Genomic DNA, 23,568 nt, shown 5'->3' on the forward strand with positions numbered 1-23,568 from the left:
GCCTGCTATCATAGCGCTTCGAAAATCGAAGCTAGCAAGGCCGCAAACCTTTGTCAAACCTCCCGGAACATCGTGGAAATGCGCCTTCCATCTTCAAATTCCCTCTGAAATGCCCTGATTCGTGACCAATCTCCCGCTGTCCTCGCGATGCATTTGACAGGGGGGATGATTTCAGTTCTATAATCGTAGCGCTACGATTTTGCAAAAGGACAGGAGCAGGGCGTAGATGGCGTCGAAAACCGTGAACGAGTTGCGCAGCCAGCGCTGGTTCGCGGCTGCCGATATGCGCGCTTTCGCCCACCGGCAGCGTGCGCAACAGATGGGCCTCAGGCGCGAGGAGTTCATGGGCAAGCCGGTTATCGCCATCCTCAACACCTGGTCGGATATGAGCCCCTGCCACGCCCATCTGCGCGATCGCGCCGAGGCGGTGAAGCGCGCCGTGTGGGCGGCCGGCGGTTATCCGGTCGAGTTGCCGGCCCTCTCGCTCGGAGAGGTGATGGTGAAGCCGACCACCATGCTCTATCGGAACCTGCTGTCGATCGAGGTGGAGGAGCTTCTGCGCTCGCACCCCATCGACGGCGCGGTTCTGCTGGGTGGCTGCGACAAGACGGCTCCGGGCCTGGTCATGGGCGCTCTCTCGATGGATATTCCGGCCATCTTCTGCCCCGCCGGCCCCATGCTCAGCGGGCGCTGGAAGGGGCAGGTGCTGGGCGCCGGCACGCACACCCGCAAATACTGGGACGATCTGCGCTCCGGCGAGATCAGCCAGGAGGACTGGATCGATCTCGAAAGCCGCATGACCCGCTCCCACGGCACCTGCAACACGATGGGCACTGCCTCCACCATGACATCCATCATCGATGCCATGGGCCTGACATTGCCCGGTGCCTCCTCGATCCCCGCCGCCGATTCGGGCCACATTCGCATGGCCTCGGCCTGCGGAGAGCGGATCGTCGAGATGGTGTGGGCCGACCGCAAGCCGTCGCGCGTCCTGAAGCGCGCCAACTTTCTCAACGGCACCCGCGTCTACATGGCGCTCGGCGGCTCCACCAATGCCGCCATTCACCTGATCGCGCTGGCGCGCCGGGCCGACATCGAACTCACCCTCGACGACCTCGACTCCATCGCTCGTGAAGTGCCGGTTCTGGCCAATATACGTCCCTCCGGCGACCGCCTGATGGAGGATTTTTACTATGCAGGCGGTTTGCCCGCCCTGCTGAAGCGCCTGGAACCCGTGCTCGACGGCGAAGCGGGGAATGTTCTGGGTGGCACGCTCTCCGACACGCTTGCGTCCGCCGAATGTTACGATGATGACATGATCCGGCCGATGAATCGGCCGGTCACTGAGGGCGCCGCGCTTGCCGTTCTCAAGGGCAATCTGGCCCCGACAGGGGCGGTCCTCAAGCCAAGTGCGGCCAGCCCCCACCTGAGCCGCCATACCGGCCGCGCGGTCGTGTTTGAAAACTATCCCGACCTCGTCGCGCGGATTGACGACCCGGCGCTGGAAATCACGCCGGATTCGGTCCTGGTCCTGAAGAACGCCGGCCCGAAGGGGGCACCCGGCATGCCTGAATGGGGCGCATTGCCCATTCCGAAGAAGCTGCTCGCCAAGGGCGTGCGCGACATGCTGCGCATTTCCGACGCCCGCATGAGCGGTACGCATTACGGTACCTGCGTCCTGCATGTCAGCCCCGAATCGGCGGTCGGCGGGCCGCTGGCCCTGGTGCGCGACGGGGACGAGATCGTCCTGGACGTGGAAGCTCGCCGGCTCGATGTCCTGGTGGACAACGCTGAACTCGAGCGCCGGCGTGCGGCATGGACCCCGCCCGAGCCGAAGACCCGGCGTGGCTATACCGGGCTCTACCAGGATCACGTCACGCAGGCCGACCAGGGATGCGACTTCGCCTTTCTGGAGGGCGGGCCTGCTCAGGGCGAGCCGGATATTTTCTGAGCCAGCAAGAAAGAAGTACCCATGGATCTGCCGCAAAATCGTCTCAAGCAATGGTTCCGGAACCCGCCGCAGCGCCGGCCTCTGGGCTCTTGGCTCATGGCCGCCAGCCCCGTCACCGCCGAAGCGATGGGCTTTGCCGGCTTCGACTTTCTCGTGCTCGACATGGAGCATGTGCCCGTCGACGTGCCGCAGGCCGCGGCGCTGATGCGGGCCATCGCCGGCACACCGGCCGAGACGATGGTGCGCCTGCCCTGGAACGATCCCATAACCGTCAAGCGCGTCATGGATGCCGGCGCGACGACGCTGATGTTCCCCTATATCCAGAATGCGCAGGAGGCGCGGGCTGCCGTCGCCTCGACGCGCTACCCCGGTCGTGGCACGCGCGGCGTGGCCGCGATGCACCGTGCCAGCCGTTATGGAACGGTGGATGACTATCTCAACCGCGCCGACGACGAGATTGCCGTCGTTCTGCAGATCGAGACGCCGGAAGCGCTCGAACGCCTGCCCGAGATCGCTGCTGTGGAGGGGGTCGACGCACTCTTCCTGGGGCCCGGGGACCTGTCGGCCGCGATGGGGCACAAGGGCGCGATCGGCCATGCGGACGTGCAGACGGCACTGCGCGAGGGCGTGGCGCGCGCGGGCCGCGAAGGCATGCCGTGCGGCATCGTCGGCGCGACGCCCGAACTCGTGAAAGGCTATATCGATGCAGGCTTCGCTTTCGTGGCCATAGCCTCGGACCTGGCTTTGATGATGGGCGCCGCCCGCAACGCGCTCGCCGAGATCGGGGCCGGTCATGAGGGTAAGTCCGGGACCGGGCGCTGAGGAGGGACCATGGCTTTCGAGACCGTTCTCGACGCCCGGGCCGCACTTGGCGAATGCCCGGTCTGGTCCATTCGGGAGGAGGTGCTGTGGTGGGTTGATATCGAGGCGCCCAGCCTCAATCGCTTCGATCCTGAAACGGGTGTGAACACCGCCATACCCATGGACGAGAACATCGGCTGTATCGGCCTCAGGGACGGCGGCGGGTTCATCGCCGGTCTGCGCTCCGGCCTGTGGTTGCTCGATGAGGATGGCAGCAAGCGCGCGCCGATCGCCAACCCCCAGGAGGATACGACCGTTAGCCGCTTCAATGACGGCCGCGTCGATCCCTGGGGGCGCTTCTGGGCCGGCACGATCCATGAGCCGCGCGACCGGCCGGCGGCCGCTCTCTACCGGGTGGATACCGACCTTTCCTGCCATAGGATTGCCGGCGGCATAAAGGTTTCGAACGGCGTGGCTTTCGCCCCCGATCGGCGCACCGCCTATCACGCCGACACGCCGGCCCATGTGGTCTATCGCTATCTTCTCGATCCGGCGAGCGGCGAAATCGGTGAGCGCTCCGTCTTCCGCCGCTTTCCCGAGGGGCAGGGGCGGCCCGACGGCGCGGCGGTCGATGCGGAGGGCTGCTACTGGTCGGCGCTTTACGAGGGCGGTCGCGTCGTCCGGCTTTCACCCGAGGGTGAGCTGCTGGCGGAATATCCTGTGCCGGCACGCTGTCCGACCATGTGCGCCTTCGGCGGCAGCGACCTGAAGACACTTTACGTCACGTCCGCCCGTCATGGGCGGCCTGCCGATGAACTGGCCGAATGGCCGCAATCCGGCAATCTCTTCGCCATGCGTGCCGATGTGGCGGGTCAACCCGAACCCCTATTCGCAGGATGATCAGGATCATGGCTGCCGACTACACGACCGTACGCTACAATTCGCTTGCCGGCGCGCGCGTGCTGGTGACCGGCGGCGCAAGCGGCATCGGCGCCGAACTCGCCCGCGCCTTCGTTGCCCAGGAGGCGAAGGTCGGCATCCTTGACGTCGACGCGACAGCGGGCGAAGCGCTGGCGGCGGAGTTGGGCGAGGCCGCCGTCTTCCGCGCCTGCGACCTGCGCGACGTCGAGGCGCTGCGATCGGCCATCGCCGCGGCGTCGAAGCAGTTGGGCGCCTTCACTGTGCTCGTTAACAATGCCGCGCGCGACGACCGCCACGCCTTCGAAAGCCTCTCGCCGGATTACTGGAACGACTGTCTGGCGACGAATCTCTCACACCACATCTTCGCCAGCCAGGCGGTCCTGGAGGGCATGAAAGCCGCGGGGCGCGGCTCCATCATCAACATGGGCTCGGTGAGCTGGATGCGCGGCAGGCCCGGCATGCTCGGCTACGCCACGTCGAAAGCGGCAATCAACGGCCTGACACGCTCGCTCGCCAGCGAACTCGGCCCTTTCGGCATTCGCGTCAACGCGGTGGTGCCGGGCGCTGTTCTTACCGAACGTCAAGAGCGACTCTGGCGAACGCCCGAGATGGTCCGCGAAATCAATGAACGGCAGGTGCTGAAGATGACGCTCCGTCCGGAGCATGTGGCGCGCATGGTCCTGTTTCTCGCCTCCGAGGAAGCGGGCGCCTGCACGGGGCAGAATTTCGTCGTCGACGCGGGCATCACCCTGGGCTGATCGGCACCGCCGCGAGGCATTCATTGGAAGGAGAAAGCATGAGCACGATCCGCTACGGCCTTGTCGGCGCGGGCATGATGGGGCAGGAGCACATTCGCAACATCGCGCTGCTTGAAGGCGCCGAGGTCGTCGCCATTGCCGACCCCGACGATGCGATGCGCCGCAAGGCGGCCGATCTGGCCGGACCTTCCGTCCGCACCTTCACCGACCATCGCGACATGCTTTCGGCCGGTCTGTGCGACGTTTATGTCGTCGCCGCGCCCAACGACCTGCACCTTTCTCTGATGCGCGGTCTCATGGCCACGGACAAGCCGATCCTCTGCGAAAAGCCGCTCGCCACCACCACGCGCGACTGCCTCGAGTTGATGCGCCTGGCCGAGGGCCGTGCCGCGCCGGTCTGGGTGGCGATGGAATACCGCTATATGGCGCCGATCACGCGGTTGATCGAGGAGGTGCGCCGCGGGCGTGCGGGCGCCCCCCGCATGGTGAGCATCCGCGAACACCGCTTTCCGTTCCTCACCAAGGTGGGCGGCTGGAACCGCTTCAACGCGCGCACCGGCGGCACGCTGGTCGAGAAATGCTGCCACCTGTTCGATCTCATGCGCCATATTTTCGACAGCGAACCGGTGCGCCTTTTCGCGACCGGGGGCGCGGACGTCAATCATCGCGACGAGCGCTATGACGGCCGCGTGCCGGACATTCTCGACAATGCGTATGTCTGCGTCGATTTCGAGGCCGGCCAGCGCGGCATGCTCGACCTGTGCATGTTCGCCGAGGGCGCACGCTGGCAGGAAGAGGTGATGGTGGCCGGTGACGTCGCCCGACTCCAGGCGCTGGTGCCGGGACCGGCGCGCTTTTCCCGCGATGGCAAGGAACGTGCCGCCGAATTCGTTGTCGCGGACCGCCGTGAGAAGGAGGAACTGCACGAGACCGTCACCGTGGAGGAGAAAATCCTGCGCGCGGGCGATCACTACGGCGCGACCTTCTTTCAGCACCAGCGGTTCCTGGAACTGACCCGCCGCGGCGCGGGCAAGCCGGAAGTCGGCATTTCGGAGGGATATTGGTCCGTTCTGATCGGGGAAGCGGCGGAACGTTCCGTGCAGACCGGCCAACCCGTCGATCTGCGCCAGTTTGCGCGTGAGGCAGCCCGCTGATCGTGCTCTGTCACGAGCGCCTGTAAGAGAGCGTGCTGCCGCTCGTCATCGCGGGGATCCTCCCCGTCCGCATGGCCGAGAGAAAGGCCGCATTGGCCCGCGCGCAGCGCGTCAACGCAGGAACGCGGGGCCTTGACCCACCACCGCGACGTCCTCCTCGCCGATTGCTTCCAGATCTCGCCCAGGATAGTCCAACGATACGAGCATGCGGCGAATCACCGCCAGACGCGCCCGGCGCTTGTCGTTTGCCAGTACGATGGTCCATGGCGCATGGTCGGTATGGGTGAGCCGGATCATGAGATCGCGCATTTGCGTATACGCGTCCCATTTCGCCATGCCTTCCATGTCGATAGGTGAGAATTTCCAATGTTTCAGCGGGCTGTGCCGGCGGTCGTGAAACCGTTTGAGCTGCGTCTCTTGGCCAATGTTGAGCCAGAACTTGAAGAAATGGATCCCTTCATTGACGATGAGCTGCTCGAAATGCGGCACCTCTTTGAGGAAATGCTCATGCTGCTGCGGGGTGCAAAACCCCATGACGGGCTCCACGACACCCCTGTTGTACCATGAGCGATCGAAGGTGACGAACTCCCCGGCCGTTGGAAACTGCGCGACGTAACGCTGGAAGTACCACTGTCCGCGCTCTGTTTCCGTAGGCTTGGGCAATGCGACGTTTCGTGCCGTGCGCGGGTTCATATATTTGCGGATGCGCGCAATGCTGCCGCCTTTGCCCGCCGCATCGCGCCCCTCGAACAGCGCTAGTACACGCTCCCCGCTTTCTTGTAGCCAGGACTGCAGCTTTACGAGTTCGATCTGCAGACTTTCAAGCTGCTTGCCGTAGGTCTTCTTCGGCAGCTTCTTCTTGTAGGGATAACCACCCGCCGTCAGTGTGTGGTTTTCGATCCAGCGCGGCAGCGTCGGATCATGGATATCGAAGACGCGTTCGCTTCCGTTCACGGAGAGCCTCAGCGGCTCATGGAGTTCCTCTGCAGTATCGTTCAGAGCCTTGTTCATAAAAAATCTGGTCCCTTCGAGCACCGATCAGGCGTCTGCCTGGATCGTCATCATCGTTGCGCCCTGCCGGACTGTCCCCGCATCGGCAGGCTGGACGTCACTTTGGCCGCGCAACCGACAATACAGGAATTATTTGGCAAAGACATGCGCTTAGGTCTAATGTTGGCTTTGCATTCCCGGGCATCGAGGTCGCAGCGAAGCCTGCCGGAATGCACGGCCGAGTGTGGGAAGCACATCCAGGTTGGGGGATAATATCCATGCAATGCACGGACCAGGCGATGCGGAATTCTGCGTCCGCCGACGGGGGTGACGATGGTCGCTTCAACTGATCGGAGACGCCTTGAGGTCGCGGGCGTTCAGCGGTCGCCCAAGGTCCTCTTGTTGATGCTTGGCGCAGCTGTCGGTGCGGGCATATCTCCGGCTCTCGCCGACGATGCCTGGACTGTGACCAAGCCTTATCCGGATAATCCGCTGCGTGAAGCCTCGATCGCGGGGAAAGTGCATGTCGGCGATTCGACCGAGCAGTCCACGCTGACGATCGGGTGCCGTGCGGATGATGACGGCGCCGTGATGACCGCCAGCTTCGTAGTTCCCGATACGCTCGATTTTCAGTTTGGCATGTTTGAAGGGCCTGGCGGTGTCGGCGAGGACGAGGAGTTGTTGTCGGTAGCTTTGCAGGACACGGATCCTGTCACTCACAACGTATCCGGCTGGCACAGCGATGATGTCGAGTTCACGTTTTCCTACCTCTTGCCGCAGGACGAGGCGTCCCGCTGGCGGGAGCACGCAGGCGAGGAACTGACAATGGCCGTCCACCTCGCCACGGCTGAGGACCTGCCGCCGGCCGGGCTGAGAGCCGAGTTTGACCTTCCGGAAGACGCGAGGGGATTGAGCGACGTTATCGCGCCATGCCTCGCGGCCACGGTGATCAATCGATGATTCGCCCGGCGTACTGCTCGGCTGGGCGGACACCGGAATGTAACCACCACTGCGTATATCCGACGGACAATGACACGCCTTGCCATCTCGAAACGACACATTGATCGGTGCATTGGTGCGCGTTTTGTCCGCTGCGCCATGGCCGCCATGTTGATCTTGCTTGCGGCTCCGGCTCAAGCACAGCAAGAGCCGGTCGAACAAAGCCAGCCGCTGACAGTCGGCATTTACCATAGCCCACCCTTCGTGATCGAAGAGGATGGGCAACCTACCGGCATGGCGATCGAGCTATGGGAGGCGATCGCCGACGAGCTCGGCCTCCAGTTTGAGTATCGGGATTTCGATACTCTACGCACCCTTGTCGATGCGGTCGCTGCCGAAGAGATAGACGCGGCCGTCACCAATCTGACCATAACCGAAGGTCGCGCCGAACGGATTGATTTCACCCAGCCGTGGTTCGATGCCGGCCTGCGTATCATGGTCAATGAGGAACAAGGCGCCGGCTTTTGGGGCGTCATCGCGGGGCTTCGCGATTCCGGCTATTTGCGGGCCTATGCTTGGCTGGGTCTCATTATCATAGTCGCGACGATTGGCTTCACACTGTTCGACCGCCGCTTCGACAAGGATTTCCCGCGGCGCTGGCACGACGGCCTCGCCGAAAGCTTCTATACTGTCATGTCCATCGTCACCGCCGGCAGGGCGCCCTCGCGCAAGAATCTGTTCGGCTGGATCGGCCGCATTTGGCAGGGGATTTGGCTGGTCTGCGGGATAGCGGTTCTGGCCTATGTCACGTCTACGGTGACCAGCGTCATGACGACGCTTGCGCTGACAGGCCACATCAACAGTATTGCCGACCTGCCCGGAAAGACCGTCGGCGTAGCCGAGGGCAGCACGGCGGAGGAATTCGTTCAGGCGTCCTTCATCTCGTCGGTATCCTTCGCGGGCATTGCCGAATCGTCGCAGGCTCTCCTTGACGGCAGGGTTGATGCCGTGATCGGCGACAAGCCGGTGCTCGAGTATTTTGTCCATACCCATTCCGACCTGCCGCTCTCGACGGTCGGCGCCGTGTTTAAGCCCGAGAAATACGGTTTTGGGCTGCCCCATCAAAGTCCGCTGCGCAAGCCCCTGACGGTTGCCGTCGTCGGCGCGCACGAAAGCGGCCTCGTCCAACAGCTGCGCAGAAAATATTTCGGCGACAGCCCGTGAACGTATGAAGGATAGAGAGGCCTTATCGTGCCGATAACGACGAACGCGTTGAAGACATCGGTATAGACCCGGTGTCGCGCGACAGAAGCAGGCCGCCGACGCGTGTCCCTATGGCTTCTGCCAATCCTGCCCCAACCGTTCACGCATCGCCGACATGGCGGCGGAGCAGCGCTCTGTGAGCAGCTCCAGATTCGTAAGTCCCGAATGAAGAGACAATCGCACCAGGCAATGCTTGCGCGGCGTTGCCGGCGGACAAAAGACCGCCCCGAACACACCCGCATTTTGTAGAAAATCGCGCACCCGGCGTGTTGCGCGCTCGTCTCCACTTTCGCATCAGCCCATCCGTCAGCATCAACGCAACCTCCAGTCCCGCGTTGTGATTGAATATGATCATATGATGATTTTTTATTTGCATGTTAGGGTCGAGTATGAGAGTTGAATCTCATTCGCGAACTCGGGGAGGAGACTGTTGAGCGATCTGCATCGCCATAAGGCCATAGCCGATGTCCTGCTGGACAAGCCCTTTGTCTCGGTAAAGGAGCTGCAGGAAATCACCGGCGTTTCCGCAGCGACCGTGCGCCGGGACATCGACAAGCTGGACGAGGCAGGCGTGGCGCGGAAGGTTCACGGCGGGATCGCCGCGCCCGACGGTTTCGGAGCGGGGCGCCGGTCGACAGCGCTGCCCTTCGTGGAAAATCGGGACATCGCAGTCGAAGCCAAGCGGGCCATCGCCCGGAAGGCGAGCACGCTGGTGCGCGACGGCAGCCTCATCATCATTCACGGCGGCTCCACCTGCTTCCATTTCGGCTGTGAAATGGCCAACCGCAACGTGCGGGTCTTCACCAACTCCATGCCCCTCGCCGCCTATATCAGCGAGCACGGCACCTGCCAGCTCACGGTCGGCGGCGGCGACCTGCACCGCGAGCCCGGCATACTCTACGATGCCGCCTGCGGCGGCTACACTTTCTATGCCTCTCAGTTCTTCCTCGGCGCGCTCGGCGTCAGCCGCGAAGGCCTGCTCGAGCAGCACCCGCTTCTGGTTCGCTTCATCAACGACATGAGCGGGCTCGCCAACGAAATCATCGTGCTCGTCGACAGCCGCAAATTCTCCATGCGCCCGCCGACGGTGGCACTGCCTTTGCAGCGTGTTTCCAAGCTCGTCACCGATGACGGCCTTTCGGATAGCGACGCCAAGATGCTTGAGGATCAGGGTGTCGAATTCCTGGTCGCCCCCACCGGCGAAGCGCAGCCATGACCAAGCCCGTCCCGAACAAGGCGCCGGTTCTGGAAATGCGCGCCATCAGCAAGACCTTCGGTTCGGTCAAGGCGCTGGCCGATGTCTCGTTCACCGTCAATGCCGGAGAGCTGCATGCGCTGATGGGCGAAAACGGCGCCGGCAAATCCACCCTCATGAAGGTGCTTTCGGGCGCGTATCAGGCCGATCCCGGCGGCAAGGTCCTGATGGACGGCGCGCCGATCCAGCTTGGCGATCCCAAGCTCGCGAAGGAAATCGGGATCTCCGTCATCTACCAGGAGCTTTCGCTGGCGCCCAATCTGACGGTTGCGCAGAATATCTTCCTGGGTTGCGAGCCCGCCAGCATGGGGATTACGGACCGGCGAGCAATGAACGAAGCCACGGCGCCGATCCTGAAGCGGCTGGCCGTCCGCTTCCGGCCCGACACGCTGGTCGGCGACCTTTCGCTCGGTGAGCGCCAACTCGTCGAAATCGCCCGTGCCATGTCGGCCAGGGCGCGTGTCATCGTCATGGACGAGCCCACTACCTCGCTTTCCACCCGCGAGACGGAGCAGCTTTTCAAGGTTATCGCCGGCCTCAAGGAAGAGGGCGTGGCGATCATCTATATCAGCCACCGCATGGAAGAGATCTACCGGCTGTCCGATCGCTGCTCCGTGCTGCGCGACGGGGCTTATGTGGGCACCTTGACGCGCGCCGAACTCTCCGCGCCCAAGCTCGTTTCCATGATGGTCGGGCGCGATCTCAGCACGTTCTACAAGAAGGAGCACAAGCAACTCGAACGCTCCGGCGAGACCGTTCTCTCGGTGGAGGGGCTTGGCGACGGGCACTTCGTCCACGACTGCTCGTTCGAGGTGCGCCGGGGCGAGGTTCTGGGCATCGCCGGCCTCGTCGGCTCCGGGCGCACCGAGCTTGCCCGCCTCATATTCGCGGCCGACCCGGCCGCATCAGGCGCCATACGCCTCAACGGCAAGGACATCCGTTGCCGCAATCCACGCGAGGCGCTTTCCAAGGGCATTGCCTATCTCACGGAGGACCGAAAAGGGCTCGGTCTCTTCCTCGATATGTCGGTTTCGGAAAACGTTAGCATGTGCGTGCTGGAGCGCGACGCGGGCAGGCTTGGAATCCGCAATTTCCGCGCCGCCGCCCGCCGCGCCATTGGCGCGATGAAGTCGCTCAGCATCAAGGCGCCCAACGCCCGCATCAATGTCGGGGCGCTTTCCGGCGGCAACCAACAGAAGGTCTTGCTTGCACGCCTGCTCGAGGTCGACCCGGAAGTCGTCATCCTCGACGAGCCGACCCGTGGTGTCGATGTCGGCGCGAAGTCGGAGATCTATCGTCTCATCCACGATCTGGCCGCGCGCGGTCTCGCCGTCATCATGATCTCCAGCGAACTGCCCGAGATTGTCGGCGTCGCCGATCGCGTGCTGGTGATGCGCGAGGGGACGATCGCCGGCGAGGTCGCGGCAACGCCCGACCAGCCCATCGACCAGGAACGCATCATGGCGCTTTCCACCGGCGCCGCAAACGACAACGTCATCCCGACCGATGCCGAGGAAACGCAGCCCGAACGGATTGCCAATGACTGACATTGTACAAAGCGAAGAGGTGCGCAGGCGCCTAGAGGTAAGAGCCGTAATCCGTGCACTGGGCATGTTGCCCGTGCTGCTTCTCCTGGCGATCGGCTTCGAGTTGCTGAGCGGCAAATTCCTGTCGGTCAACAATCTGTCAATCGTCATGCAGCAGGCCTCCATCAACACCGTGCTGGCCGCCGGCATGACCTTCGTGATCCTGACCGGCGGCATCGACCTTTCCGTGGGCTCCATCCTCGCGGCTACCGCGATGATTGCGGTGATCGTCTCGCTGATCCCCGAATACGGCATGCTGGGCATCCCCGCCGCGATGGCGCTGGGTCTCGCCTTCGGGCTGGCCAATGGCGGGTTGATCGCCTTCTTACGCTTGCCACCCTTTATCGTGACGCTCGGATCTCTGACGGCCGTGCGTGGCGTGGCGCGCCTGATGGGCGGCGACACCACCGTTTTCAATGCCGACCTGCCATTCGATTTCATCGGCAATGGCTCGCTTTTCGGCGTTCCCTGGCTGGCGCTGATCGCCATGTCGGTCATTCTCATTTCCTGGTTCATCCTGCGCCGCACGGTGCTTGGCACCTGGATCTATGCCGTTGGAGGAAACCAGGAGGCCGCCCGGCTCACCGGCATCAAGGTCTGGCTGGTGCTGCTCTTCGTCTATGGCATGTCCGGCCTCATGTCGGGCCTTGGTGGCGTCATGTCGGCCGCTCGGCTCTACGCCGCCAACGGCCTGCAACTGGGCATGGCCTATGAGCTCGACGCGATCGCCGCCGTCATCCTGGGCGGCACCAGCTTTGTCGGCGGTGTCGGCTCCATATGGGGAACGCTGGTCGGGGCGCTGATCATCGCCGTCCTGTCCAACGGACTCATCCTCACCGGCGTGTCCGACATCTGGCAATTCATCATCAAGGGCCTCGTCATCATCGCCGCCGTGGCGCTCGACCGCTACCGGCTCCAGGGCGGGGCGCGCACGTGATCGCCGATGGCGAGAGCAAGACTGAAAACGCATAAACCATGGAGGAGTAACATGCGTAAACTGAAGACACTTCTTTGCACCGCCGCGGCAATGGCGACCCTGACAGGGGCTTCTATGGCCAAGGATCTGGAGAGCATCGGCATCTCCGTCGGTCTGCTCGGCAATCCGTTCTTCGTCGCCACCATCAAGGGCATCGAGGACCGCGCCAAGGAGATCAATCCGGACGTTCAGGTCACGTCGGTTTCCGCCGATTACGACCTCAACAAGCAGGTCTCCCAGATCGACAACTTCATCGCCTCCGGCGTCGACATCATCATGCTGAACGCCGTCGACGCGAGCGCCATCGCGCCGGCCGTCAAGCGCGCCAAGGACGCCGGCATTGTCGTTGCCGCCTTCGACGTTTCCGCGCCGGGCGCCAACGTCACGGTGATGACCGACAATGTGGCCGCAGGCGCCAAGGCCTGCCAGTACATCATCGACAATCTTGACGGTGGCGAGGGCAACGTCATCATCATCAACGGCCCGCAATCCTCGTCGATCATCGATCGCGTGAAGGGTTGCAAGGACGTGCTGTCCAACCATGAGGGCATCACCATCCTGTCGGACGATCAGAACGGCCAAGCATCGCGCGATGGCGGGCTCGATGTGATGCAGAGCCTGCTGACCCGCTACGACGACATCGACGCGGTTTTCGCCATCAACGATCCGACCGGCATCGGCGCGTCGCTCGCCGCCAAGCAGCTCGGCCGGGACGATTTCTTCATTACCGCCGTTGATGGTGCGCCGGACATCGAAGAAGCGCTTTCTTCGGGCGATTCCATGATCAAGGCGTCCGCTTCGCAGGACCCGTATGTCATGGCCGGCATGGCGCTGAAGATGGGCTATGACGTCTTTATGGGCAACGAGCTGGAGCAGGACACCGTCTTGCTGGAACCCGAGCTGATCACGGCTGAAAACGTCGACAGCTACAAGGGCTGGACGGACCCGCGTTAATCGTCCGCCACAAGACGGCTGCGCCCCGTCGCGGACGGGGCGCGGCCGCATTCATCCCGGAAATCGAGGACCCTTCAGGTAAATGTCGCTTACGAAGCTCAAGCAATCGGTTCTGGAAGCCAATCTGGCCACGGTACGCCACGGGCTGGTCATGGCGACATTCGGCAATGCCAGCGGCATCGATCGTGAAAGCGGCATGGTGGTCATCAAGCCGAGCGGGGTCGCCTATGAGGATATGACACCCGACCATATGGTGGTGACGGATATCGACGGCAGGCCGCTCGACAACCGGTACAAGCCGTCCTCCGATCTCGACACCCACACCACGCTCTACCGCGCCTTCACGGGGATCGGCGCCGTCATCCATACCCATTCCACCTATGCCACGATCATGGCGCAGACCCTGACGCCGATCATTCCGCTTGGTACCACCCACGCCGACTATTTCCGGGGCGAGATTCCGGTGACGCGCCATCTGACACGCAGCGAGATCGAAAACGGCTATGTGGCGGCCACCGGCGACGTTATCGTCGAGACGTTCAAGGGCCGCGACCCCCTGGAAGTGCCCGCCGTTCTGGTAGCCGGGCACGGACCCTTCGTCTGGGGCCGCGATACCGAAGAAGCGATCCTCAATGCCCTTATTCTGGAGGAGGTGGCCAAGATGGCATGGCACTCCCAGACGTTGAAGCCCGCTCTCAAACCCATTCCCGACAGCCTGCTGGACCATCACTACCGCCGCAAACACGGGCCCGACGCCACTTACGGACAATATGGACGGGGCAGGGGAGGATCATGACACTCGTAGCAGGCGCCGATTTCGGCACTTTGAGCGTCCGCGTGACCATCATGGACACTGCGAATGGACGGACGCTCGCCTCCGAATCCGCTGAATATCCGCTGGAGCGCTCGGCAAGCGACCCGCTTCTCGCGCGCCAGTCCCACGCCGATCATATGGCGGCGCTCGAGCGTGCCACGCGCGCGGCGGTGACATCGGCCGGGATTTCCGGTGAAGAGATTGCCGCCTTCGCCGCCGATACGACCGGATCGAGCGTCATCGTCGTCGACGAGAACCTCGAACCGCTGGACGACTATTATCTGTGGTGCGATCACCGCGCCCACGAAGAAGCGGCCGAGATTACCGAGCGGGCACGGTCCGAAGGCATCGAAGCGCTCGACTGGTGCGGCGGCGTCTACTCCCATGAATGGGGTTACGCAAAGCTGCTTCACTTCTTGCGCCACAATCCCGAAAAGCGGGAGCGCGTGGCCGCCGCGCTCGAACATTGCGATATGCTGGCAGCCACCCTTTGCGGCGTTCGAGGCGTGGCCGATCTGCCGCGCAGCATCTGCGCCATGGGGCACAAATGGATGTGGGGCGAGCGCTGGGGTGGCCCGCCGCCGCAGGCGTTTCTCGAAAGCGTCGACCCGCTTCTTGAAGGTGTCAACGCCAAGCTCGTCGGGCGCTACGGCACGTCGCGCGAATTGGCGGGGCATCTGTCGGCCGAATGGGCGGAAAAGCTCGGCCTGCGTGCCGGGATCCCCATTCCCATCGGCGCCTTCGATGCGCATTGGGACGCGGTGGGCAGCGGCTGCCGGGCCGGCGACGTGGTGAACGTTATCGGCACTTCCACCTGCATCATCGCTCTCGGCCACGAGGACATGAAACCTGTTCGGGGCATCTGCGGCGCGGTTCCAGGCAGCGTCATTCCCGGCCTCATGGGCGTGGAAGCCGGACAGTCGGCAACCGGCGACATATTCGAGGCCATCGCCCGCCGTGCCGGCACGGACGTGGCGACGTTATGCCGGGGGCTTGAAGATTATGGGCCGGGCGCGACCGGCCTCATGCGGCTGACCTGGGACAATGGCGACCGCACCGTTCTGGTTCGGTCGGACCTCGGAGGCGTGACGCTCGGCTGGGACCTGTCCCACAGCGCGGCGGATGAAATGCACGCGGCCATAGAAGGCATGGCCTTGCACACCCGGATCATCCTCGACCGCATGGGCGAGGGCGGTCTGTCTTTCGAGCGTGTGCTGAACGCGGGAGGCATCCCGCAGAAAAACGACGTTCTGAACCAGATCTATGCAGATGTGCTCGGGTGCGATGTGCATGTGCCGGACCGCTCGCCCGTCGGCGTCGGTGCCTGCATCTTCGCCGCTCTTGCCGCCGGTGCCTTCGATACGATCGATGACGCGCAGGCCGTACTCAGCCCCCGCACGCGTGTCTTCAGGCCGCGTGCGGAGCGAAAGGACGCCTATGATGAACTCCACGGCCTCTTCCGCGACCTCTACTACGGTTTCGGCGCTGGAGAGCAGGTGGCGCTGGACAGGATATTGCCTGCGTTGAGAGCTTTCAGGCTCGGCAAACACAAGGATCGGTCTCGCTAGCATTGCTTCGGCGGATTGACGTTTCGGGTCGTGGAGAGTTGGGCGTGGCCACCCCTTCTGATTATCGGTTCGACACGCGCTCAGCGGTGGATGCAAGCCTCAGCCAGGGCGGCAGGTGGAAGAGGCTCATCAGCAGGTACATCGCGGTCATGCCGTCGATCGGAAGGATGCTCGTAGCTGCGGAGCAAAGTGCAATCCGGGTCGCATCGTTCGCAGCGATCAGGCCCATGATAGCGAAGGTCGGCGAGGCGGCGTAGGTGAGCCAGCCGGCCATATCGCGCGCCCGCCGAGCCACTGCGCTTCCGTTGTTTGCTGCCGGTATTGCCATTCCTTGGCTCCCGCTCGATTGCCGCTGTTCCCCGCCGTTGCAGGATCGAGTGGGAATATAAGGCGGGGCGGATGCCGGGTGAGAGTGACAAGTGTGACGGGATTTCGATGGACACACTGATTGTTGCGGCGGGTAATCCGGGCGTCTCGCAATGAAACGGGCGCCTGCGCGCCCGTTTCAAGTGAACCGCCTACCGACCGCCGCCCCAGCGTTCGGGATAGCCCGGCAGTTCCTCGCAGCCGCACATGGCGTAGTGCAGCGGCGGCATCGTCTCGTTGACGTAGTCGTCGAGGGTCTCGGCGGTGATCGCCGGTTGCGGCAGCACCCATTCCGGCCCCGGGACCTCCTCGCCGTTGAGGATCTTCAGCGCGGCGATGATCGGCGTGCGCCACTGATAGGTAGGATAGGTCGGCGCGATCGCCGTCAGCCCCATGGCCTTCCACTTCTGCAGGAAGTCCTGCTGGTCCTCGCCGACGAAGACCGGCACTTCCAACCCGTTGTCCTCGAAGGCTTCGATGGCCGCTACGGCGGTGGCGCCGGAGTCCATCCACACCGCGTCGATGGGCCCGCGCTGGATATAGTCCTGGACGATCGACTTGGTCTTGGCGTTGTCGCCGTCGGTGAACTCGGCGCCGACAATGTTGAGGCCGGCCTCCTCGAAGATGCGCCGGCCGGCGGAAAAGCGTGTCTCCAGCACGTCGACGCCGGGCAGGATGCGCAGCATGAGCACGTTGGCGCCCTCGTCGACGTTCTCGGCCACGAATTCCGCTCCCTGGATGCCGAAGCCGTAGCCGCCCACCGGATGGATGAAGGTGACGGGGCAGTCGGTGTTGACGCCGCGGTCGAAGACGATCACCGGCATCTGCTGGCAAGCCTGCTCGACGGCGGGGGTCAGCGCTGCCGTGGTGTTCGGCGAGACGATCATGATGTCGCAGTTGCCGCCCGCCAGAAGATCGCCGATGTCCGCGATCTGCTTGTCGTCCGAGCCCTCGGCGTCGACGTGGACCAGCTCCTCGATCTCGGGGTGGAGCTCGGCTTCGGCCTGCATGTTGGTCCAGCCGACCACGCGCCAGGGATTGTTGACGCCGGCGTTCGAGAAGCAGACCGTATAGGGACCTTCCTTGGCGTATTCCGAGGTGTCGACCATCGAATCCTCGAGATATTGCGCCCAGGGCTCGCCCTCGGCCCCCATCGGTTCCATCTGGAGCTGCTGGCGCTGCCTCTCGAACTCCTCCGGATCGTCGAAATTCGGGCTCTGTGCCCAGGCGCCCGCGACCATCAGGCCGAGCGCGGCGCTCAATGCGATCACTCTCTTCATGTCGTTTCGCTCCCTTTCATTGCCGTACTTTCTCACAGGATCCGCGGCTTCCCGCATTTGGCGGACCCCGCGAATTCATCGGGCGGCATGCCGCCGCCGGTGCATGGCGTAGGCGACCGCCGTGATCAGGATCACGCCCTGCACCACCTCGCGCACGGGCTGCGGCAGCCCGACGAAATTGAGCAGGGTGAATATGGCCGTCAGCGTCAGCGCGCCGGCGATGCTGGCCGAGACCGAGCCGCGGCCGCCGAGAAGCTGCGCGCCGCCCAGGACGGCGGCCGTGATCGCCTGCAATTCATAGCCACGCCCGACGTCGGTGGAGACGCCTGCGAAGCCGCCGAGCAGGATACCGGCCGTGACCGCCGACAGCGACGAGAGCACGAAGGCGATCACGCGCACGCGGGTGACCGGTATGCCGGCGAGCATGGCCGCGCGGGGATTGTCGCCGACGGCGTGGACGAGCCGCCCGTAATTGGTGCGGTGCATGAGCCACCAGAGCGCACCGTCGAAGACGGCAAGGACGATCAGCGAGACCGGCAGGATGTTGACCACGGGCACGTCGAGAATGTTGGTGCGCCCGAAATAGCGGAAGGTGTCCGGCAGGTAGCCGCGCGGTGCCCCACCCGACCAGACGAGCGCCACTCCCCCCAGCGTGATCATCATGCCCAGCGTGGCGATCAGCGAGGGCACTCTCAGGACTGAGACGACCAGCCCGTTGACGAGGCCGACCGCCAGGCCGACCGCATACATGAGGGCGATCACCCACCAGGTGGCGTCCGGATCGTTGTCGAGCAGCATGGACGAGCCGATCACCGTCAGGGTGATGGTGGAGCCGACGGAAAGGTCGAAGCCGCCCGAGACGATCACATAGACCTGGCCGGCGGCCAGGATGGCGAGCGGCGCGGCGCGCTTCAGGAAATTCATGTAGCCGACCGGCTGCACGAAATAGGGGTTGTAGACGATGAGGGCGACGATCAGCGCCACCAGCACGAACCAGATCGGATTGATCGCCGGCAGGCGCCGGCGGGAGCGGCTTTCCTGCCTCTTGCGCACGGCCCCCTCGCTCATGCCGCGATCCTCTGCGAGCGGACGGAATAGAATCCGACGGCGGCGATGATGATGATGCCCCGCAGCACCTGCTTGGCGAAGGCGTTCATGCCGACGATATTGAAGAGCGAATCGATCAGCGCGAAGATCAGCACGCCTGCCACCGTGCCCCATACCCCGCCGCGCCCGCCGGCCAGGATGGTGCCGCCGATGACGACGACGGCGATGGATTCCAGGTCGTACATGCCCTCGCGGCCGATCCACGGCGCGCCCGAGCCCAGACGGCTCGCCAGATAGAGCCCGGCGAGTGCTGCGCAGAGCGAGCACACGACATGGGCGGCGATCGTCACGCGGGCGGTCTTGATGCCGGCGAAGCGGGCGGCATCCCTGTTGCCGCCGACGGAATAGATGTTGGCGCCGAAGCGCGTAAAGCGCAGTACGAACCAGGAGAGCACGACCAGGGCGCCTAGGACGACGAGGCTGAAGGGCAAGCCGAAAAACGTGCCGTAGGCGAAGAACTGGAAGGTGCGTGGCACCGCACCGGCGAAGTTGGAGACGAAAGCCGACAGACAACCCTGGATGATGAGCGCCATCCCGAGGGTGGCGATCAGCGGGTTGACCTCGAGCTTGGCGACCACCAGGCCGTTGATCAGCCCGACGACAGCGCCAAGCGCCATAACCGCGGCGATGGCCGGCACGATCATGGCCGGGTCGCCGCCCATCACCACCGAGGCCAACACGGCGGACGCCGAAATCAGTGCCGCCACGGAGAGGTCGATGGACGCCGTCAGAATGACGAAGGTCTGGCCGATGGCGGTGATCGCCAGCGCGATGGAACGGCTGAGCACACCGACCAGATTTCCCGCGCTCAGATAGTGGGTCTGGCCTGTGGCGACGATGAGGACGACATAGATGACGACCGCCGCTGCCAGGATCGCCGCCGGAGCGACGGTCTCGAAGCGGATGCGCGGCCGGCGCGCGGGCGCGGCGGAAAGGCTCATGCCGCGACCTCCACGTGCCCGGTGGCATCCGCCATGATGGTGGCCTCGCTGACCCCGCGGCGGTGTTCCGCCACGATGCGGCCTTCGCGCATCACCAGGATCCGGTCGGAGGCGCCCAGCACCTCGGGCAGGTCCGACGAGACCATCATGATCGCCGCACCGCCGCGCGCCAGCTCACGCATGAGATCGTAGATGCCGGCCTTGGCGTTGACGTCGACGCCGCGCGTCGGCTCGATGAAGATGAGCACCTTCGGGGCGAGCGACAGCCAGCGTGCGACGACCACCTTCTGCTGGTTGCCGCCGGAGAGGAACTGGATCTCCTGGTCGTAATCGGCCGCGCGTACATCCAGCTGGTCGAACAGCGCCTCCATCCCGGCCGTGGTGAGCGCGGCGGAGCCCTTGTGGGAGCCGAGCATCCCCGCGAACGCACGGGCGCTGACCATGCCGTTGTCGATCACCGGCTGCATCAGGAAAAGGCCCTCCGCCTTGCGGTCTCCCGGCACGATGGTGAGGCCGGCGCGGATCGCCTCGCGCGGCCGCTTGAAACGCACTTCCTTGCCCGCCAGGGTTACCGTTCCGCGCGTAAAGGGATCGCGCCCGAACAGGGCCAGGGCGACCGCCGTCCGCCCGGCGCCCTGAATGCCGGCGAAACTGGTGATCTCGCCGGCCCGCAGATCGAAATCGATGTCGAAGAGCCGGTCATTGCCGCCGCCGCGCACCGTGAGGACGGGGTCGCCGATCTCTTCCGGGGCGGCCGCCGGCGGATAGAAGTCGGCAAGCGCGCGGCCGACCATCGCGTTGACGATGCGCGAAGGCTCAGGCAGGTGATCGAATTCGGCGGCGACGCTGCCGTCCTTGAGGACGGTCACGGTGTCGGCCAGCCGTGTGACCTCGCGCATGCGGTGGGTGATGTAGACGACGGCCGTGCCACGCTGCTTCAGCCGCTCGATGATCGAGAAGAGCACAGCGCATTCGTTCTCGTCGAGCGCGGCCGTGGGCTCGTCCATGACCACCACGCGGGCCTCCAGCGAGACGGCCTTGGCGATCTCGACCATCTGCTGCTGGGCGATCCCGAGTTCGGAGACAAGGCTGTCCGGCTCGATGCCGTGGCCGCTGCCGAAGAGTGCCAGCGCTTCGCGCGTTTCGCGCCGCATGCGTGCGCGATCCATAATGCCGCGGCGCACCGGCTCGCGGCCCAGGAAGATGTTGTCGGCCACGGTGCGGTCTGGCAGCAGCGAAAATTCCTGATAGATCACGGAGATACCGGCGGCCAGCGATTCCACCGGATGGTTGAACGCCACCGCGCTGCCTTCGAGCAGGATCGACCCGCTGTCGGCCTGATAGACTCCGCTCAGGATTTTGATCAGCGTCGACTTGCCGGCACCGTTTTCGCCGACCAGCGCCCGCACCTCGCCGCGCCCGCAGTGAAAGCCCACCCCGTCCAGCGCGCGTACGCCGGGGAAGGTCTTGACGATGCCGCGCATCTCCAGGATCGGTGCGGTGCTGTGGCTTTCCGGCACGGCTTCGCTCATGCGGTCGTCTCCGCTGCGGCCTTGCTCCAGCCCTCGCGCATGAATCGAAGGCCCTCCCGGAAGAGCGTCTCGTGGTCGGGAAACAGGGGCCGCCAGACCCGCGTCGCTGCGGCAATGGCCGGCAGTCCGGCGCCGAAGGCTTCAAGTGTTACCCAGCCGTCGAACCCCGCCGCCTGCGCCGCTCGGAAGATGGCCGGGAAATCGATGTGCCCGCGGCCTGGAATGCCGCGGTCGTTCTCGGAAATGTGGAGGACGCCCACGCTGTTGCCGAGTGTCGCAAGGGCGCGGCTCTGGTCCTGTTCCTCGATATTGGCATGGAACGTGTCGTACATGATCTTGAAGGCAGGGTGGCCGACAAGGTTGACGTAGGCACGCGCCTGCTCCGCCGTGTTGAGAAAATGCGTCTCGAAACGGTTGAGGGGTTCGAGGCTCAGGATCATGCCGTGTCGTGCTGCGCGTTCGGCCATCGCGCGGTGGGCGTCCGCTCCGCGCGCCCATTCCGTCGCTGTCGGCCCTGCACCCGTGAAATGACCGATCGGCGCGTGGAACGGACCGCCGACGCTTTCGGCCCCGAGCGCGATGGCGCAATCGAGCGCCCAGTCCAGATGCGCGATGCCGCGCCGGCGCACGTCCGGGTCGGCGCTGGTGGGGTCGGCATCGGGAGATGGGACGATCGAGGTGGTGGTCCGCCTCAGGCCGAGACGGTCCAGTTCGCCGCCCAGCCAGGCGTAATGGTCCGGATCGCCGCGCAGTACGCAGACCTCGACGCCGTCATAGCCGATCCGCTTGATGAGGCTGATCGTGTCGAGATGTTTCTCCTCGACGAAATCCGTCAGGCACAACAGGTTGATGCCAAAGGGCATCGGCGCTCCTCCTCCCGATCACGCGGCGGTCCGGCTGCTCATCCTAGCGAGGCGCTTTGGGGCCTCTGGCGGATTTTGAACATCCGAAACCCAACGTATGCCGTGGCATTCCACGGCAGCGTTTCCGTCCTCCGCCGCCTTCTTCTCCGCCTCGCAATCATTGACTTGCGCACACTCCGAACCGTAGGCTGGATGGTGCGCGACGCAATTCCGATCATTGGCGATTGGGATGCGGTCTGGCGTTCAACTGGATACGGCGGTAAATTTTGAACATTCTCGACGTTTCCGCATCGAATATGTTCAGGCGCCAGCGGGCGCTCTCCCGCCCGGCCGTCTTCCGCGAGCCGGGAGCGCTTCTTTACGCCGGCAACTGCAACGACCTCCTTGAGGCCTCGCTGGCCGGCAAGGTCGTGCTCAATGCCTGGACACGGCGACGCTATCCCGGCAGGGATCTGGGCGAAGCCCTGCCGCAGGTCCTGTCCGTAGGAGGCTGGGATGCGACGGCGCCGCAGGACTGGGGTCTCAAGCTGCACTGCAACGAGGGGGTCAAGATCGCCTATCTGGCGCGCGGCTCCATGACGCTGACACTGGACGGCGCGAAGCACGAATTGCGCGCAGGGGACATGTTCGTCGTCCGTCCGTGGCAGTTGCATGCCTTCGGCGATCCGCATGTGGTGGCGAGCCATATCATCTGGGTGCTGTTCGACGTCGGGGTGCGCCGGCCGCATGAGCAATGGTACTGGCCCGACTGGCTCGCCTGGTCCGAGCAGGACCGGAAGCGGCTGACCCTGCTTCTTTCGCGCAACGAGCAGCCCTTCTGCCGCGCCAGCCGCGAGGTGGCGCGCCTCTTCCGCAAGATCGACGATATCGTGCTGACGGGCGATATCGGCGGCCAGGAGACCCTTCTCCGGCTGACCATCTCCATGATGCTCCTGCAATTCATGCAGCAACTCCAGTTGCAGGAGCCGGGTCTCGATTCGGAACTGACCAGTTCCAAGCGCACGGTGCAGATCTTCCTCAGCCGGCTCGAGCACGCGCTCGACGAGGACTGGACGCTCGAGAACATGGCAGCCGAATGCAACCTCTCGCGCACGCAGTTTTCCCAGCACTGCGTGGCGCTCACCAATATGTCGCCGGTGCGCTACCTCCAGTTGATCCGCCTGGAGGCGGCGCGTCACAAATTGGCCGCGGGCCGGGGCACCGTGACCCGGATCGCCCATGAGTGCGGCTTTTCCTCGAGCCAGTATTTCGCCACCTGCTACCGGCGCCGCTTCGGAATAACGCCGATGGAAACAGCCCGCTTCCGCGACACGGCCGCAACGTAAGGCGGTTCACCGTCTTGGGTGCCGGAAGCGTGATTGCCGTCGATCCAAAGGCCCGTTCCTCGCCGAATGGCGGATCGGTGCTGTGCGCGACAAAGAAAAGCCGGGGAAATTGTCCGACTGCACCCTCTGGAGCTAGATCAGTTCACCGTTTCACCGAAACGGTGAACTGATCTAACCATTTGTTTCCACGCAATTCCGGACGGAAAACCGGCTTCCACTTTTCC

21 protein-coding genes are annotated in these 23,568 nt (G+C 64.2%); 14 read left to right on the top strand and 7 right to left on the bottom strand.

Translation table 11 applies throughout. The annotated features are described in order from the left end of the window. Positions 1-226 precede the first annotated feature (226 nt). From araD (SIN08_RS15020) to SIN08_RS15040, 5 genes are read left to right on the top strand one after another with little or no spacing between them, the layout of a single operon-like run. Positions 227-1,951 carry an L-arabinonate dehydratase gene (gene araD, locus SIN08_RS15020; RefSeq protein WP_322452413.1) on the top strand — a complete coding sequence of 575 codons (1,725 nt, stop codon included), beginning with the start codon at positions 227-229 and terminating at the stop codon, positions 1,949-1,951. Between the two features lie 21 nt (positions 1,952-1,972). Continuing rightward, entirely contained in the window at positions 1,973-2,773 is an 801-nt protein-coding gene (locus SIN08_RS15025) for an HpcH/HpaI aldolase family protein (RefSeq protein ID WP_322452414.1), read from the top strand. 9 nt (positions 2,774-2,782) lie between these two features. Further along, positions 2,783-3,652, top strand: a complete 870-nt coding sequence (locus tag SIN08_RS15030; RefSeq protein WP_322452415.1) for an SMP-30/gluconolactonase/LRE family protein — start codon at positions 2,783-2,785, stop codon at positions 3,650-3,652. An 8-nt stretch (positions 3,653-3,660) separates the two neighbouring features. Continuing rightward, on the top strand, positions 3,661-4,431 hold the full coding sequence (locus SIN08_RS15035; RefSeq protein ID WP_322452416.1) for an SDR family NAD(P)-dependent oxidoreductase: 771 nt from the start codon (positions 3,661-3,663) through the stop codon (positions 4,429-4,431). A gap of 38 nt (positions 4,432-4,469) precedes the next feature. Further along, the gene (locus SIN08_RS15040) at positions 4,470-5,585 is read left to right on the top strand and encodes a Gfo/Idh/MocA family oxidoreductase (protein WP_322452418.1); all 1,116 of its coding nucleotides are present in this window, start codon (positions 4,470-4,472) and stop codon (positions 5,583-5,585) included. A gap of 111 nt (positions 5,586-5,696) precedes the next feature. Here the strand turns inward: SIN08_RS15040 and ppk2 are convergent, their stop codons facing one another. Further along, complete coding sequence (gene ppk2, locus SIN08_RS15045; RefSeq protein WP_322452419.1) at positions 5,697-6,596, bottom strand: polyphosphate kinase 2; 900 nt, start codon at positions 6,594-6,596, stop codon at positions 5,697-5,699. A gap of 312 nt (positions 6,597-6,908) precedes the next feature. Here ppk2 and SIN08_RS15050 point away from each other — a divergent pair, with 312 nt between their 5' ends. From SIN08_RS15050 to SIN08_RS15085, 8 genes are all read left to right on the top strand, one after another. Continuing rightward, positions 6,909-7,535 (top strand): hypothetical protein, encoded by a 627-nt coding sequence (locus SIN08_RS15050; protein ID WP_322452420.1) that lies wholly within the window; start codon positions 6,909-6,911, stop codon positions 7,533-7,535. A 69-nt stretch (positions 7,536-7,604) separates the two neighbouring features. Then, entirely contained in the window at positions 7,605-8,738 is a 1,134-nt protein-coding gene (locus tag SIN08_RS15055; protein ID WP_322452421.1) for a transporter substrate-binding domain-containing protein, read from the top strand. 469 nt (positions 8,739-9,207) lie between these two features. Continuing rightward, on the top strand, positions 9,208-9,993 hold the full coding sequence (locus tag SIN08_RS15060) for a DeoR/GlpR family DNA-binding transcription regulator (protein ID WP_322452423.1): 786 nt from the start codon (positions 9,208-9,210) through the stop codon (positions 9,991-9,993). After that, positions 9,990-11,579, top strand: coding sequence for a sugar ABC transporter ATP-binding protein (locus SIN08_RS15065; protein ID WP_322452424.1), 1,590 nt, complete (start codon positions 9,990-9,992; stop codon positions 11,577-11,579). Before SIN08_RS15060 ends, SIN08_RS15065 begins: the two co-directional genes overlap by 4 nt. Beyond that, a complete protein-coding gene (locus SIN08_RS15070; protein WP_416208079.1) occupies positions 11,572-12,555 on the top strand; it encodes an ABC transporter permease subunit in 984 nt (327 codons plus the stop codon). Before SIN08_RS15065 ends, SIN08_RS15070 begins: the two co-directional genes overlap by 8 nt. Before the next feature lie 51 nt (positions 12,556-12,606). Next, positions 12,607-13,548 carry an ABC transporter substrate-binding protein gene (locus tag SIN08_RS15075; RefSeq protein ID WP_416208080.1) on the top strand — a complete coding sequence of 314 codons (942 nt, stop codon included), beginning with the start codon at positions 12,607-12,609 and terminating at the stop codon, positions 13,546-13,548. Between the two features lie 82 nt (positions 13,549-13,630). Further along, on the top strand, positions 13,631-14,344 hold the full coding sequence (gene araD, locus SIN08_RS15080) for an L-ribulose-5-phosphate 4-epimerase AraD (protein WP_322452425.1): 714 nt from the start codon (positions 13,631-13,633) through the stop codon (positions 14,342-14,344). After that, on the top strand, positions 14,341-15,930 hold the full coding sequence (locus tag SIN08_RS15085; protein WP_322452426.1) for a ribulokinase: 1,590 nt from the start codon (positions 14,341-14,343) through the stop codon (positions 15,928-15,930). The genes araD (SIN08_RS15080) and SIN08_RS15085 overlap by 4 nt, the downstream gene beginning before the upstream one ends. A 61-nt stretch (positions 15,931-15,991) precedes the next feature. Here the strand turns inward: SIN08_RS15085 and SIN08_RS15090 are convergent, their stop codons facing one another. The 6 genes from SIN08_RS15090 to SIN08_RS15115 form a co-directional block, all read right to left on the bottom strand. Beyond that, positions 15,992-16,204: a hypothetical protein gene (locus tag SIN08_RS15090; protein ID WP_322452427.1), complete on the bottom strand. Its 213-nt coding sequence runs from the start codon at positions 16,202-16,204 to the stop codon at positions 15,992-15,994. Between the two features lie 244 nt (positions 16,205-16,448). Further along, a complete protein-coding gene (locus SIN08_RS15095; protein ID WP_322452428.1) occupies positions 16,449-17,576 on the bottom strand; it encodes a substrate-binding domain-containing protein in 1,128 nt (375 codons plus the stop codon). Positions 17,577-17,651: 75 nt separating this feature from the next. Then, entirely contained in the window at positions 17,652-18,644 is a 993-nt protein-coding gene (locus SIN08_RS15100) for an ABC transporter permease (protein WP_322452429.1), read from the bottom strand. After that, entirely contained in the window at positions 18,641-19,624 is a 984-nt protein-coding gene (locus SIN08_RS15105; protein ID WP_322452430.1) for an ABC transporter permease, read from the bottom strand. The genes SIN08_RS15100 and SIN08_RS15105 overlap by 4 nt, the downstream gene beginning before the upstream one ends. Continuing rightward, positions 19,621-21,156 (bottom strand): sugar ABC transporter ATP-binding protein, encoded by a 1,536-nt coding sequence (locus SIN08_RS15110; RefSeq protein ID WP_322452431.1) that lies wholly within the window; start codon positions 21,154-21,156, stop codon positions 19,621-19,623. Before SIN08_RS15110 ends, SIN08_RS15105 begins: the two co-directional genes overlap by 4 nt. Then, positions 21,153-22,019, bottom strand: a complete 867-nt coding sequence (locus SIN08_RS15115) for a sugar phosphate isomerase/epimerase family protein (RefSeq protein WP_322452432.1) — start codon at positions 22,017-22,019, stop codon at positions 21,153-21,155. The genes SIN08_RS15110 and SIN08_RS15115 overlap by 4 nt, the downstream gene beginning before the upstream one ends. Before the next feature lie 266 nt (positions 22,020-22,285). Here SIN08_RS15115 and SIN08_RS15120 point away from each other — a divergent pair, with 266 nt between their 5' ends. Beyond that, complete coding sequence (locus SIN08_RS15120) at positions 22,286-23,344, top strand: AraC family transcriptional regulator (RefSeq protein WP_322452433.1); 1,059 nt, start codon at positions 22,286-22,288, stop codon at positions 23,342-23,344. Positions 23,345-23,568: the final 224 nt, after the last annotated feature.

Source organism: Chelativorans sp. M5D2P16, assembly GCF_034427935.1.
Classification (GTDB): Bacteria; Pseudomonadota; Alphaproteobacteria; order Rhizobiales; family Rhizobiaceae; genus Chelativorans.